At 29.2% G+C, this 15199-nt stretch carries 13 protein-coding genes; 6 read left to right on the forward strand and 7 right to left on the reverse strand.

The genetic code is table 11. The features are described from left to right. Positions 1 to 14: 14 nt before the first annotated feature. The 4 genes from Q0V67_RS03865 to Q0V67_RS03880 form a co-directional block, all read right to left on the reverse strand. Positions 15 to 239 (reverse strand): YMGG-like glycine zipper-containing protein, encoded by a 225-nt coding sequence (locus tag Q0V67_RS03865; protein WP_297597219.1) that lies wholly within the window; start codon positions 237 to 239, stop codon positions 15 to 17. Between the two features lie 71 nt (positions 240 to 310). After that, entirely contained in the window at positions 311 to 550 is a 240-nt protein-coding gene (locus tag Q0V67_RS03870) for a TIGR03905 family TSCPD domain-containing protein (protein WP_297597221.1), read from the reverse strand. A 30-nt stretch (positions 551 to 580) separates the two neighbouring features. Beyond that, positions 581 to 997, reverse strand: a complete 417-nt coding sequence (locus Q0V67_RS03875; RefSeq protein ID WP_297597224.1) for an Rrf2 family transcriptional regulator — start codon at positions 995 to 997, stop codon at positions 581 to 583. 93 nt (positions 998 to 1090) lie between these two features. Then, positions 1091 to 1297 (reverse strand): hypothetical protein, encoded by a 207-nt coding sequence (locus Q0V67_RS03880; RefSeq protein ID WP_297597226.1) that lies wholly within the window; start codon positions 1295 to 1297, stop codon positions 1091 to 1093. A gap of 176 nt (positions 1298 to 1473) precedes the next feature. On the opposite strand from Q0V67_RS03880, the gene Q0V67_RS03885 reads away from it, so the two are divergent. From Q0V67_RS03885 to Q0V67_RS03910, 6 genes are all read left to right on the forward strand, one after another. Then, positions 1474 to 2166 carry a hypothetical protein gene (locus tag Q0V67_RS03885; protein WP_297597228.1) on the forward strand — a complete coding sequence of 231 codons (693 nt, stop codon included), beginning with the start codon at positions 1474 to 1476 and terminating at the stop codon, positions 2164 to 2166. Between the two features lie 54 nt (positions 2167 to 2220). After that, the gene (locus tag Q0V67_RS03890; RefSeq protein WP_297597230.1) at positions 2221 to 4053 is read left to right on the forward strand and encodes a sigma factor-like helix-turn-helix DNA-binding protein; all 1833 of its coding nucleotides are present in this window, start codon (positions 2221 to 2223) and stop codon (positions 4051 to 4053) included. Positions 4054 to 4199: 146 nt separating this feature from the next. Beyond that, the gene (locus tag Q0V67_RS03895; RefSeq protein ID WP_297597232.1) at positions 4200 to 5819 is read left to right on the forward strand and encodes a BCCT family transporter; all 1620 of its coding nucleotides are present in this window, start codon (positions 4200 to 4202) and stop codon (positions 5817 to 5819) included. 123 nt (positions 5820 to 5942) lie between these two features. Further along, entirely contained in the window at positions 5943 to 8792 is a 2850-nt protein-coding gene (locus Q0V67_RS03900) for a UvrD-helicase domain-containing protein (protein WP_297597234.1), read from the forward strand. 11 nt (positions 8793 to 8803) lie between these two features. Then, on the forward strand, positions 8804 to 10735 hold the full coding sequence (locus tag Q0V67_RS03905) for a [FeFe] hydrogenase, group A (RefSeq protein WP_297597237.1): 1932 nt from the start codon (positions 8804 to 8806) through the stop codon (positions 10733 to 10735). Between the two features lie 66 nt (positions 10736 to 10801). Continuing rightward, the gene (locus Q0V67_RS03910; protein ID WP_297597239.1) at positions 10802 to 12241 is read left to right on the forward strand and encodes a DUF4403 family protein; all 1440 of its coding nucleotides are present in this window, start codon (positions 10802 to 10804) and stop codon (positions 12239 to 12241) included. A gap of 62 nt (positions 12242 to 12303) precedes the next feature. On the opposite strand, the gene Q0V67_RS03915 is transcribed toward Q0V67_RS03910, so the two are convergent. The 3 genes from Q0V67_RS03915 to hutI are packed head-to-tail and all read right to left on the reverse strand — an operon-like array spanning position 12304 to position 15193. Beyond that, on the reverse strand, positions 12304 to 13245 hold the full coding sequence (locus Q0V67_RS03915) for a Gfo/Idh/MocA family oxidoreductase (protein ID WP_297597241.1): 942 nt from the start codon (positions 13243 to 13245) through the stop codon (positions 12304 to 12306). Between the two features lie 49 nt (positions 13246 to 13294). Next, complete coding sequence (locus Q0V67_RS03920; RefSeq protein WP_297597244.1) at positions 13295 to 13933, reverse strand: cyclodeaminase/cyclohydrolase family protein; 639 nt, start codon at positions 13931 to 13933, stop codon at positions 13295 to 13297. Between the two features lie 9 nt (positions 13934 to 13942). Further along, a complete protein-coding gene (gene hutI / locus Q0V67_RS03925) occupies positions 13943 to 15193 on the reverse strand; it encodes an imidazolonepropionase (RefSeq protein ID WP_297597245.1) in 1251 nt (416 codons plus the stop codon). Positions 15194 to 15199: the final 6 nt, after the last annotated feature.

Consider the following 15199-nt stretch of genomic DNA (forward strand, 5'->3'; position numbering starts at 1 on the left):
CTTTTTTTCTAACATTAATTCCCTAATATATTGCCTCGTTTATTCTGATTATCCACCGCTGCACCACCAAGTGCACCAACTCCTGCTCCTATAAGAGCTCCTCTAGAGTTCCCAGTTATAACTGATCCAACAAGAGCTCCTGCTCCTGCTCCAACCAGTGTGCTTTTCTCTCTAGATGTCATATTAGAACACCCAATCAATAAAGTTGCCAACAATGAAGCTACTATCAATTTTTTCATCTCAAAGCCTCCTTAAATTACAAATTACAAATTATATACTTTTTAATTTAAGAGATTCCTTTTTTTAGATATTAATTTAATTCTTTCAACAACTTAGCTAATTGATCTGGGCAAGATGTTCCTCTTTCAGAGCAATCGATCCCTTCAAGTTTTTTAATTACATTCTCTATTGTCATTCCTTCAACTAGTTTTTCAATAGCTATTGTATTCCCATCACATCCACCAAAAAATTCTATTTTTTCAACTATATCTCCATCCAATTTTATCCCTATCTCTTTTGCACAAACACCTTTAGTTTTCAAAATCTTCATTTTTTACTACCCCTTTATTTAAAATAATAATTAATTTTCATACCCTGAACAATTCTCTAGCTTATCCATTGTTACCTCTTGTAGCTCTTTTCTTATCTTTAAACTCACTTCTTCCAACTTACATCTTAATCCACATAAGGCCATTTTATTAGGTGCGCAACTTGTCTTATCTTCAAAACAACCATTTACCTTAATTCCACCCTCTAAAACTCTAACTATATCATATACACTTATCTCTTTAGGTTTTTTAGAAACTATGTAACCACCTTTTGCTCCACGGAATGATTCTACTAGGTCAGACGAAGTTAATTTTCCAAGTATTTTTAGTGTGAATCTTATAGATACTCCTGAAATTTCTGAAATTTCCTTTGCATCCATTTTTCTATTTACTTCACACAATAAAAGTACAATTCTTACACCATAATCAACCTCTCTACTTATTAACATCTTTCCTCCAAATTTATAAATTTCAATACTATTATTGTAGTCTATTTTCAAATATAAATCAACATATAATTTGCGTAATTCCAATTAACACTCTCAATTAAACAGTACAAAAAATAAGATTACCACAAAATCTACTATAAATATTTTTGTCAATAAGCTTTTTCTATATGTTGGATTTTTAAATAATCTTAAATAATCATTCACACCCAAATATCCTCTGTATTTATTATTCATAAAAAAATATGTAAAAGCATCGAAAGTTAGCACTACTAAGTTATAAATTATTATTTTTTGAACCATTTACTCCTCCTGTTTTTTTTCTATATAGTGATATATTACTTTATGTATTATATATTGTCAAATATTTGAAGAATACTATATTTTAATTTGAATTTTTACCCAAAATGAATTATAATGATTATAGTTAGTAGTATATTATACATTCAAAGTATTAAATTTTAAAGGGGAGGAAATTGATGAGTTTTTTATTTAAGCTATTTAATAACAAAAATATAAAAGAGCTAGAAAAACTTAACTTATCTTTAAATGAAAAGTTAAATTATCTTCAAAAGGAATTAGAGGAAAAAGACAATCTCATAAACAACTACTCTTCTTTGGAGTCTAAGCCAAATACTGACTACCCAAAACAATGGCAGCTTATGGAAAAAAATCTTCGAAATTTACAAGAAGAAAAGATAAAACTTAGAGAAAATTTCATTAAACTTAACAAAATTTTACCAAAAGAACAATGGCAATACTCTTTTCTTGTGGATTTACATCATTTTTACTCTGCAAATAAGTTTGTAGCTATTAGAGAAAAGCTTTTAGAATCTGGTATCAAATATCTTCAAAATATAGAGATCGAGATGTTTGAAACAATTTTAAAAAATGAGCGCTATGTTCAAGAAGGACTTAAAAAATTTTTAGACTATAAGAATGGAGTTATTGAATGGGATGTTAAAACCTTCCTTATGAAGGGGGATAAAGTGACTAAAATATATCAAAAGTCCAGAAAACTTTTGAATATTTTATCTGAAAATAACATCGAATTTATGATAGAGCTGGAGAGTTTTGATTTTCAAAGCCTTCTAGAGTTTGGTTTTAGCCAAAAAGACATCGATACATTTAAAGAAAAATATGAATCATACAACACCGAAAGAAAAATATAATGGCTTTAACCTAGTTCTACATTAGGAGCAGAGTTTTTTGGGGAGGGAAATTTGATGAGTACATATAATTTATGGTGCAACTACCTTAAAATTGATAGATTTATTTATGCGGATGAAAAGAAGTTGAAATTTTTAAACTTTTGTATTGAAGAGAATGCAATCTATCTCTCAGAAATAAACGAGGAGCTATTGTCCAAGTATTCTAAAGTACCTGGAGTTGGCCCTGGACGAATTTCAGATATAAAAAATGATCTATCTGAAATTATGGAAAGGTTTTCAAGACAAAAAACATTTAAAATAATTATGAACTGTCGTCTAGATAAAATAATTTTCAATATAAAACATATTGAAGGGATTTCTGTTGGAGAATTCTTAAGTTATAATATCGAAGAGATCGAGAAGTTGAAACTTTCTACCAGCGAGTTGGAACGAATCTATGAAATATGTACTACAACGCTTCCATTAAAAGAAACTTTAAAAAAAATTAAAACAACTCTTTCAGAAGAGGACACTCAACTTTTAATAGATAGACTTGAAAAAAATAAAACTCTTGAAGAGATTGGGACTCAAAGAAATATTAGTCGTGAAAGAACTAGACAAATAGAGATAAAACTCAAACAAATTATAAGCAATATATTTAAAAATACTAACCTCAATGTCGCATTAAAAATCGAATCTGATTTTAAAGATGAAATCTCTCTTCAGGAGATGTTAGGACTTTTTGGTTCTAGTTATAATTTTTTAGTCAGCTTTTTAAAGCGTAATGAAATTTTTTCTAGACCTTTTTATATTGACTTTTTAGATTTATTTTTATTTGATAAAAGAGAACGTTTCTTTAAAATATTCTATTCTCTTGAGTTCACAAATATTTTAACCACAGAAAATGTTAAAACAATTAGAAGTAGTTTTAAAAATTTTAAATGGATTACACAAGAGGAAATTGAGAAAATTATTACAAAACTTGGTTATGAGAAACATGGCAAATATTATGTTCAAAATAATGGATATAAAGATATTCTTGAGCTCTATTTTGTAAAACTTGTTTCACACCCTTTAAGAGTGGATGAAAATACCATAAAATTAATAATTCAAGATATCAATTCTAAATTAGATTATAACCTATATTTTGAAGAGATTGAAAATATCAACGATAATTCCGCTGTCTATCTAGCACGTAGACTAGAAGGGTTGCTTTCTAGAATAGATGGCATTATAATGACTGATTCTAGAACTTATATTCATATCAATAAAATTAAATATAATATTGCTGATTTTTTAAAATTAAAAGATAAAATACTTTCATTTAATGAAAATTATATTGATAGCATTGCTGTTTATAAAAATTTAGAGAAAATATTAAACAACATTGGTATCTATTCAGATCATGTTTTTTATTCTCTTTTTAAATACCATTTTGCCCAAGAACTCAATCTTACTACAAATGGTAATAGTAGGGTTTTGACAATCGGTGATCAAGGTTTTAATAGAGTTGAGGAGCTAGAGAAATTTATTGAGTCTGAAGGTAAAATCCTTGAAAAAAGTTATATTCAAGAAAAACTTAATTATTCGAATGTTTCACTGAACAATGCTATTGATAATTCTGATAAAATTATCAGCTTTGATAGATCTTATATTGGTCTTGTAACATTTGTCAATATAACAGAATCTGAAATAGAATTATTTAAAAATCTAGTTTTTTCTAACGATAATGATGGAAATATTATTATTCCAGAATTAATAAGTAAGATCAAGCTTAACAAAGGATTTAAATTGTTTGTTAAAAGAAACAAAATCAATAAGTATTTTATCGCTTCCCTTGTCAGATATCATTTTCCAGAATACAAAGGCGGTTGTAATTTACTTAGTAATAAAGGTATCATTAAATAGATGAAATCTTATTGAATCGTATTTTTAGAACTTAGATAAATAGCTATCAAATTTTTATATTTGATAGCTATTTTTTTTGCGAAATTTGACTAAACCTATCATCCATGTTAAAATATATCTATTACTTAAAAAAAGGGAGGTTTTACATGAGTGTGAACAAAGAAAATAATATAATTTTAACAAAAATTTCTAAAAGAGGTCTTTTAAAAGGAAATCCAATCTTTTACATCCCATTCTTCATCATTTTTACAATTTTAACCATTGTTGGGTTCAAAAAAACAGAGTTTGAAAAGATAACAAAAGTATTATTAAGCTCCATTATAACGAATTTTGGATTTTTATACTTAATAATAGTATTGTTAATAGCTTTTGTATGTTTATACCTTTGCTGTAGTCGTTACGGCGATATTCGATTAGGAAAAGATAATTCCAAGCCAGAATATTCAAACATTTCATGGTTTTCAATGCTTTTTTCTGCGGGAATGGGTGTAGGTTTAGTTTTTTTTGGAGTAGCAGAACCTATGACTCATTTTATCAATCCAATAGGTGGAATTGAGAGTGGCTCTAAGTCCGCAATAGATTTTGCATTCAGTACATCTTTTTTCCACTGGGGAATACATCCGTGGGCCATATATAGTTTTTTAGCATTAGCAATGGCATATTTCCAATTTAGAAAAGAGGAAAAGGGACTTATAAGCTCCATATTTTCACCAATTTTAAAAGGAATTAAATATGAAAATCAAATAAAAATGTTGATAGATATCATCGCTGTTTTAGCTACAATAACTGGAGTAGCAACAACTTTGGGCCTAGGAGCATTACAGATCAACAGCGGGTTAAACTATCTTTTTAAAATTCCAAACAATATAACCACTCAAATAATCATAATAGCTATCGTAACAGTAATCTTTATATACTCTGCTTTAAGTTCTTTGGATAAAGGAATTAAAATCCTATCCAATTTAAACATTTTTATATCTTTTTTATTACTTTTAATAGTTATCATATTTGGACCAACAATCTCTATTTTTAATGTTTTTTCCGAAAGTTTAGGAAACTACTTAAATAATTTCTTGAAAATCAGTTTAAGAACCAATAGTTTTGGAGATAAAACTTGGCTCTCATCTTGGACAATTTTTTATTGGTCAAACTGGGTAGCATGGACCCCTTTTGTAGGAACTTTTATCGCTAGAATATCCAAAGGAAGAACTATAAGAGAGTTTATAATCGGAGTTGTTGTCATCCCATCGCTTGTTTCTTTTATTTGGTTTTCAGCTTTTGGAACGCTTGGAATAACATTGGGAAAAGAGTTTGCACAGGTAGCAATTGAACATACCGAAACAACCCTATTTCTTGTTTTTGGACAATATAAATTTGGAGAGTTAATGAGTGGAGTTGCAATTTTATTACTTGCGTCATTTTTCATAACATCCGCTGATTCCGCAACTTATGTTCTCGGAATGATGACTTCAGATGGTGATTTAAATCCACCTGCTTACAAAAAGTTAGTCTGGGGAATTTTTCAATCACTTTTAGCAATTGCTTTAATTTCTGCTGGAGGATTAGATATGTTGAAAACAGCTTCAATAATAATTGCCTTTCCTCTTTTAATATTACTTCCAATAATGGTATTTTCATTATTCTCATCTTTAAAAAGAGATAGCTTTATAAAAAAACGAACGACTTTAAAAAATGAAATAAAAAAAATGTCTATTGAAGATATTAGTTATCTTTCAGATACATTAAAAGAATTAAATATAAAATAATAAACACTAAAAGATTATATTGTGGTTAAAGTATAATCTTTTTTTTATTTGTTAACTAAAGACCTTGAATTTTTTCTTAAAATAATATACCATCTAATCAGGTCAAACATTAGGAGTAGATTTATGAAATTTTTAATTACAGATTATTTCTTTAAAAGTATACCTTATGAAAAAAACAATAAAGTTTTAAATAGACTCTATTATTTTTACAATACAATAAAACAAAATAAACTCTTATCATTCGATTTACCAAAAGGATTTTGGATAAAAAAAATTAAAGGAACTACATCTCTCTTTGAATTTAGAGTTGATAGTGGTGATCGAATATTTTTTTTATTGAATAATTTTTCACGAGAAATCAATGGTAATATTATCTTTCTACTTTTCTCTTCTCATGATAACGCTATCAAAAAAGCTAAAAGAAAAGAGCTACAGACATCTAATTTAAAAGAATTTATTACATTTGATAGCCAAGATAATATCGAAACTTTAGATGAGGACTATTTCAACTGGAACAATTTAATCACCTATGAAATGTTAGACGATGAAGATTTCTCTAAAAATTTCCACAATAAAAAGTTTAAATACTATTATTTAAATGATGAACAGTTTAACTGTCTTAGTGATTTACCTCCATACTTTGTTGCTGGAAGTGCTGGAAGTGGAAAGAGTACCCTTACTCTTAGAAAACTTTTAAATTTGGAAGAAAATCGCTCAATTTATAACTACAGTCAAGTTCTTTATCTAACCGCTAATCAATATCTTAAAGATAATTCTTTTGACCAATACCTTGAGTTTCGAAATAACTCTTCTCCAAATATTGGTGTGTTTTATACTCTTAAAAGTTTTTTTTCACAACATCTAGAAATTTCTCAAAATAGCATTGTTGGTTTTAAAGAGTTTCATTCTTTTTTAAATTTTTCCTATCCAAATCGAAAGAAATTAGGGATTTCTGAAGAAGAAATCTATTCTGAAATCAATGGGATTATTAAAGGGATTATGGTTAAAGGGATTGCTGACAATTGGAATAGGGACACATCTAAATCAACCATTGAACTGGATGACTATTTAAATTTAAGTCTGAAGTATTCTATTTTGAATACAGAGAATAGAATAGCTGTATATCAAATTTGCCAAAATTACAATCAATGGCTAAAAAACAATAACTTTTTTGATTTGAATGACTTAGCAAGACTGGCATTAAATATTGAGTTGAGCTTTGATTTTATCATAATAGATGAGATTCAAGATTTAACGGAACTTCAAATATTTTCTTTAATCTCCTTTGCTAAATCTAAAGATAGTGTGTTTTTAGCTGGTGATATTCATCAAATGGTCAATTCAACCTTTTTTAATTTTGAAAGAATTAGAAATCTTTTTTATTCAAAGTTTAAAAAAAATATTAATATTAAAATTCTTTCTAAAAATTATAGAAGTGGAAAGAAAATCGTTGATTTAGCTAATTATTTTTCCACTCTTAGAGCCACATATATTGGAAATTTAGGAATTGATGACTATAAAGAGATTTCCATCCATAAGGATGGAGAAGTTAATCTCACACAAATTGACCTCACACTTATTGAGAATGCACAAAATGATGTAACTTATGCCATTGTTGTTCCCGATGAAACTGTTAAAAATAATCTTTTAGATAAGCTAAAAAATAAACATAGAATTTTTACTATTCAAGAGATTAAAGGTTTGGAGTATAATAATATCATTTGCTATAATTTATCCTCAGCTTACCAGATGCAATGGAATAAAATCTTTTCAAAAGAAGCAAAACATGATCAGAGATATAGAAAATATTTCAATATGTTTTACGTTGGTATCACTCGAGCTCAAGAAAAACTTATTATTATGGAGGAAAATATTAATTCTAATATTATTTTAAAGGAACTCCATGATTTCTTAACTCCAAACAATAATATAGTTATTGATAAAAAGGTTCAAAGTTCTAAAAAAGAAAAATCGGAGTGGCTAAAAGAAGGGATTAAACTCTTTAAACTCGAAAAAATTGAAGAGGCCAAATACGCTTTTGAAAAAGCTGGTGAACCCACATGGATTCTTGAAAGAGAAATTGAAAAAGATATCTCTGCATTTTTATTTAAAAATGCAATAAAAAAAATAAATTCAACAAATTTAAAAGGAAAACAAAACTATTATAAGAAACTAATTATAGATACTTCTATTGAAAATTCTTTGTTTTTAGATGCGGTTGAATGCAATAAAAAATTTGGAATTTCATATAAGGAGAAAGAAATAAAAGAGGGAATTAAAATAGGAATTGAAGATAATATTTTTACTCCCAAAGAACTTCAAAAAATTCTCAACTTTTTTAGAGAAAAAAAGGATTCAAATTTTGTTGGGGATTTATTGCTTAAGATGAATAAATTCAACGATGCTTTACTTATTTTTCAATCTTTAAATAATGAAACAGGAATAAGGACTGCTCGAATGGGTTTACTTTCAGAAAATTTTGGAAACCTTCCTAATTTTAAAGATAAAATTTTGGAGCTAGAGGATATTATTTTAGGTAAAAATATAAATAGTTTTGGAAAAAAAGATAAATTAACCCCTCTGCATAGAGCTCTTATTTTAAAAGAGGACCCTGTCCTGTTTGACATGATTTTAATGCTTGGAGGAAATTTAACATCTTTTATAAAGGGGAAGGATTTAGTTCCTCTTTATTGTTTGGGAAATATGAAAATGTCTAGGGAAAAAACAGATGAATTTATTAAAATTTTTCTAAGGTGCAATTTCAATTTTGATAATCCTCTATATATAGCTGTTTTCTTGAATAATCCCGGTGCTTTTAAAATTCTTGCAAAAGCAAAACATTTTAAAACAGATACAATTCCAAACATTATAGCTAACTTCTTGAACAATCAAGGAGATGAACCTAATTTACTGGATATAAGTAGTCGTAAATTTAAACTTTTTAAAAATATATTAAAAAATTATAAAGATTAAAAGGAGTGTTTATGAACAAGAAACAAAATTTACTTAGAACTTCTCTCGGATCAGTTTTCATGGAAAGTGACCTGATGGGTGGCCTTATTGGTGACAATAGATTAATAACTATTTCAGGAAAAGTTAACAATCCTGGTATATACGAAATTCCTGAGAATGCAACTCTAAAAAGTATTATTGACCTTGCTGGTGGAATGAAGCTGGGTAAAGATTTTAAAGCTGCACAGTTTGGTCTACCTTTTGGTGGGTTTGCAACAAAAGATGATTTAAACAAAATTGTTGATTTCGAGCATTATTTTGATTCTAACCATCCTAAAACACTTATTATTTTATCCGGTGAAAGTTGTATGGTTCAATTTGCAAAATATTACACTGAGTTCATCTTGGGTAAACTTTCAAAAGGTGAATACAGAGAGTACCTTATAGCTAAATTTGAAATCGAAAGATCTTGGAGGGTTCTAGATAGAATATCTAAAGGAAAGGCTAATATGAGGGATATATACCTTCTAAGACAGCTTTCACAACTTATAAAAGATTCTACCAATCAAAAGCATAACCTAATAGAAGAAACTATAGATGCTTTTTACAAAGAGTTTGAAGAACATATTGAAGAACACAGATGTTATACAGGTGAATGTCCACAGCTTGTAAGATTTAGAATAACTAGTAAATGTATCGGGTGTACTGCTTGTTCAAAAGTTTGTCCAGTTCATTGTATCGATGGAAAGTTAAAAGAAAGACATCATATTGATATCGAAAGATGTACTCACTGTGGTCAGTGCGTTGCTGTTTGTCCTGTAAATGCAATCAATGAAGGAGATAACAGTTTGAAGTTTCTTAGAGATTTAGCTACTCCTGGAAAAATTGTTCTTACTCAGATGGCCCCAGCAGTAAGAGTCGCTTTAGGAGAAGCTTTTGGTTTTGAAGCTGGAACTAATATCGAAAAGAAAATCAACGGAGCTCTTAGAATGTTAGGAGTTGACTATGTTTTTGATACTACTTGGGCTGCTGATTTAACAATTATGGAAGAAGCTACTGAGTTTCAACATAGACTTGAAGCCTTTTTTAAAGGAGATGATAACGTTAGATTGCCTATCCTAACATCTTGTTGTCCTGCTTGGGTTAAGTTTATAGAGCAGAGCTATCCAGATATGCTAGATATCCCATCTACAGTTAAGTCCCCCATGCAAATTTTCTCAACAATAGCTAAAGATATCTGGGCTAAAGATAAAGGTTATAAGAGAGACCAAGTTACAACTGTTGCCTTGATGCCTTGTTTAGCAAAAAAATATGAAGCTGCTAGACCAGAATTTTCTAGAGGGGATAACTATGATACTGACTACGTTATAACGACTAGAGAACTTATTAAAATCTTTAAAGAAACTGAAATCGATCTAGCCACAGTTGAGGATGAAGAGTTTGATAATCCTCTTGGAGAGTATTCAGGGGCTGGTATTATTTTTGGTAGAACAGGAGGGGTTATTGAAGCCGCAACTAGAACTACTATTGAAATGATTACCGGAGAAAGAATTGAAAATATTGAATTTGAAGCTCTTAGAGGATGGGATGGATTTAGAAGTTGTGACCTTAAAATTGGACATATTGAACTTCGAATCGGAATTGCTCATGGTTTAGAAGAAGCCAAAAAGATGCTAGATAAAATAAGAAGCGGGGATGAATTCTATCACGCTATTGAAATCATGGCATGTAAAGGTGGATGTATTGGTGGTGGTGGGCAACCAAAAGCCATTAAAAAACAGATAACGCTTGAAAAAAGAGCGGAGGGGCTCAATAACATTGATAAGATGTCAGAGCACAGAAGATCTCATGAAAATCCTCAAGTTTTAGCTATTTACGACAAGTACTTGGACTATCCATTGAGTAGAAAAGCACATGAGCTTTTACATACTAAATATTTCCCTAAAATTAAAACTCACAGATAATTTATACTAAAAAGAAGCCTCAAAAAGGGGGCTTCTTACTTTTTTATTTAATAAGGAGGATAAAAAATGAAAAGACATTATTTTATATTTTTAATCTTAGCTATCTGTTCATCTAATCTCTACTCTATAGAAAATCCAACCTCTAAAATTGATATAGATATTTCTTTAAAAAAATCTATAGTTGAAAATATTATAAACAAAGAACTTCCAAACACCATTGAAGATTCCGGTTCTGGAACTCAAATTTTTGCTGGTAATAACAATAACCTTTTATCTGTTGGTTTAGATATTCTTGGGGCTGTAGATAAGAAGTTTTCACAATTTTCAGAATCTTTCATGTGGGCATATAAAATAAACAGAACTCCTATTGTTTTTAGTGCTCAAGGACAAGAGGTTCAAGCTGTCACTAATTTTACAGGTCTCTTTAAAGCAAATTGGAACAAACAAAAACAAGGCACAGAAATCAATTTAGATGGAGATGCTGGGATTAAAAGTAGAGTTAGTATTACTCCGAATTGGACTATCGAGTCTTATAGCTCCCCATTTTTAAATATTTCAAACAATACTATTCCTTTAACTTTAAATGTTTATGGTTTAAAATTAAAAACAGATATCAATATTGCTGATAGTTTAGAAAAAAGTGTTGTTTCTAAACTTAAAGTAGCTACGAAGGACCTAGATTCTAAAATATCATCTTTTAACCTAAGAGAACTCGTTGAAAAATATTGGTTACAACTAAAAGAACCTATCCTCATAAATCCACAATATAATCTTTGGCTTACAGCAAATCTAAATTCAGCTAGATATTCTGACTTAGTTTCAACAGATGATCGACTAGGAATAAAAGTTGGCGCAGATGCTCAGATACAACTTTATTTTGGTGAGAAACCCTCGCCTTTAAATTTAACAGCACTCCCTCCTATAAATTTTGGATTTGTTGACAATAACTTTAATATTTTTTTACCTGTTTCATCTTCATACAGCTCTTTGAATGAAGTAATCAACAAGAATCTTCCAAAAGAAAATTTTAAAGTTATTCCTGGTGTATATTCCCATATAGATAATATTGCACTTTCAAATTTAAATAATGAACTCTACATAACAAGTGATTTTTCAGTTTCTATTTTAAATTTTTTAAAACCAACAGGTATAATAAAAGCAACTATTAAACCTAATTTTGATGCCAACACTGAAACTCTTTCCAGTGAAAATTTTGACTATGTTTTAGAGACAAATAGTTTCATGTTAAGTATTGCCAATAAACTGTTTAAAAATAAAATCAGAAAAAATATTATTGAAAACTATCTTTCTTTCAATACTTCAAAAGAAATAAATTTAGCGAAAGATTTCCTTCAACAAAAATTAGGATACATTGAAGTTGATAAAAATGTTCATCTCAAAACAAATATTTCTGACTTAAAAATTATGGATGTTTCTCTAAATGAAAATAGGATCTCTATAACATTCAATATATTAGGAAAATCCTCGCTTGAAATTTTAGACTAAAATATAAAAAATGGCTATCCAAAAAGTAAAATATAAAAAATTTACTTTTTGGATAGACCAATTTATTTTGTCATTATTTTCGCTACATTTTTAGATAGCTCCCAAGTATTTATTTCGGATTCTACCTTTTTTTCCTCAATTAATTTTAAAAAACCTTTTAGTTCATATATCATGCTATTCTCTTCTTGAGGTACAGTTATTATCTCCTCAGAAGCGTCATTATAGATTATTTTTATATTTTTAATATTAGAAATACTATCTATTACGATACAACCTTTCTCACCTTGAATTTCACTTCCTATATAACTGTTTGTTATTTTTGAATAAAATATACTTGCTATCATATTTTTATACTCCAATACAATATTTCCTATCCCAGAAACTCCGCTATTTAAAAGATAATCTCTACCTGTTGATGAAATTGGAATCCCAAATAATCTCAACGCAAAGTATAACGGATAAACTCCTATATCTAAATGAGCACCTCCTCCAAATTTCGGATCAAATATATTTGTCAAATTCCCATTCTTTAAATCTGTATATCTAGAAGAATATTGACAAAAATTTCCAATAAATCCTCTCACAATACCTATTTTATGGATATTATCTTGAATAGATTTAAAATTTGGTAGAAATGTATTTTTCATTGCTTCCATCAAGGTAACTTTATTTTTATAAGCTGCATTGAACATTTCATCAATTTCTTTTTCATTTAGACCCATTGGTTTTTCACAAAGAATATTTTTTTTTGCATTTAAAAGCTCTATAACTTGAGAGCAATGAAGAGAATTTGGACTAGCAATATAAACCATATCCACATCACTTTTCCCTAATTCATCCAGAGTTGTTACAATATGATTTACTCCATATATATCTCCAAACTCTTTTCCCTTTTCATAACTTCTTGAATAAATAGTTCTTATAGAGCAACCTTTAACTTTCAATGCTGCTTCTATAAATTGATTACTAATTTTACTCGTTCCTATAATTCCTATTTTTATCATCTATAACTCCCCTTTTCTTAAAAAAAAGTGACACAAAAGTGTCACTTCACTACAAATTTTGATTTACAGCCTCTAATATCTCTTTTTTAACCTCTTCTGAAGCTATAACCAGCTCATTCAACTCTTTAATGATATCCTCTTTATATGAGCTATTTGGCAAAGCTGATAGGTTTATCTTTACATTTAATATTCCGCCTTCAATTCCTGAGTATAACAATATGGCTGAGACCCCCAAATCTGTAATTGCATTCTTGTTCCCATATTTTAATATATATTTCAAATTTTTTAAAGTTTTTTCTGATAACCTACAAATATCTAGTGGAGTTTTAATAGCCATTTTCAAGCTATTTTCTATAGCTTGACCTCTTGTATCCCTTTCCACCTGCGTTTCTTTTGGAAGCTTGTATGCGTCCATCACTAAATTATAAGCTTCCGTATCTCTATCTACGAGCTCTTCTAATTTTTTTCTATCGTACCCTATTTCATTGAACGCTTTTCCAAAAATTTCTATATCTTCATCTGAAAGCTCTTTATATTTTTTCTTTCCAAAGGTTAAATGTGCTACCATTCTTGCTAATGTACACCCTAACGCCGATACCAATGCTGATACCGATCCACCTCCTGGAGCTGGGCTTTTAGAATCTACTTCATTTAGAAACTCTTCCACTGTCAAATCTAGTAATTTCATCATATCCTCCTACTTTTTAAAAACTAAACATCCACCCTTAAACACTTTTTTTGTATGACTAATTCCAAAATGATAAAGTATATACTCTATATTATTGGCATCAAAAATTACAAAATCTGCTTTTTTTCCAATCTCTAAAGACCCTATTTTTTTATCTTTTCCTAAGGATTTCGCTGCATTTATAGTTACAGCTTTAAATATCTCTTTAGGACGCATTTTTAATTTCAATGCAGCTATTTGCATGATTAATTGTAAATTCTCTGTTGGACATGATCCTGGATTATAATCTGTTGAAAGTGCTACTTGAACTCCTTCATCTATCATTTTTCTTGCAGGAGCATACTCTTTATTTAGACTAAATGATGTCCCAGGAAGTAAATTTGCTATAGTTTTACTATTTTTCAATGCTTTAATTCCATTCTCACTTATAGCCATAAGATGATCTGCTGAATACGCACCAACTTCAACTGCTAACTGTGCTCCACCTATATTTATAATTTCATCCGCATGTAGTCTTAATTTTAATTTATTTTTTTTCGCTTCTAACAACATTTTTCTGCTTTCTTCTATTGAAAAAACCCCTTCTTCACAGAAGACATCAAAAAATTCTGCTAATTTTTTCTCTTTAATTTCCGGCAATAACGCAATAACAGATTCTATAAATCCTTCTCTATTATTTTTAAACTCTTTTGGAAGAGCATGAGCTCCCATGAATGTCGAGACAATTTCTACTTCTTGCTCATGATTTAATCTTTCGTTCACGTAGAGTTGCTTTAACTCTGTATTCCTATCTAATCCATATCCACTTTTAGATTCAATAGTTGTGACTCCAAATCCTAGCATTCTCTTCAAACTTTTTTTGGCCTTAAAAACCAGTTCCTCCTCTGTAGCTTGTTGAGTAGATTTTACAGAACTTAGTATCCCACCACCCTTTTCTAAAATTTCTAGATACGGTACTCCTTGAATTTTGTCTAAAAACTCATTTTCTCTAGACCCTGCATGCACTAAGTGAGTATGAGAATCTATTAATCCTGGAGTAACAACTTTCCCTTCAGCATCAATTAATTTTGTTGTAAATTTTACAAACTTTGAAGGGACATCACCTTTTCCTATTCCTATTATTTCTCCTCCAGATACGGCTAAATATCCACCTTGAATTATTTCTATATTTTCCATCAAACTTTCCCCGTCATTAGGTATTAAAAGCTCTTTAGAAGTAACTAATTGCCCAATATTATAAACTATCAAATCTGCATTCATAAACTC

The sequence above is a fragment of the uncultured Cetobacterium sp. genome, assembly GCF_947072685.1.
In the GTDB taxonomy this organism is placed as follows: Bacteria; Fusobacteriota; Fusobacteriia; order Fusobacteriales; family Fusobacteriaceae; genus Cetobacterium_A.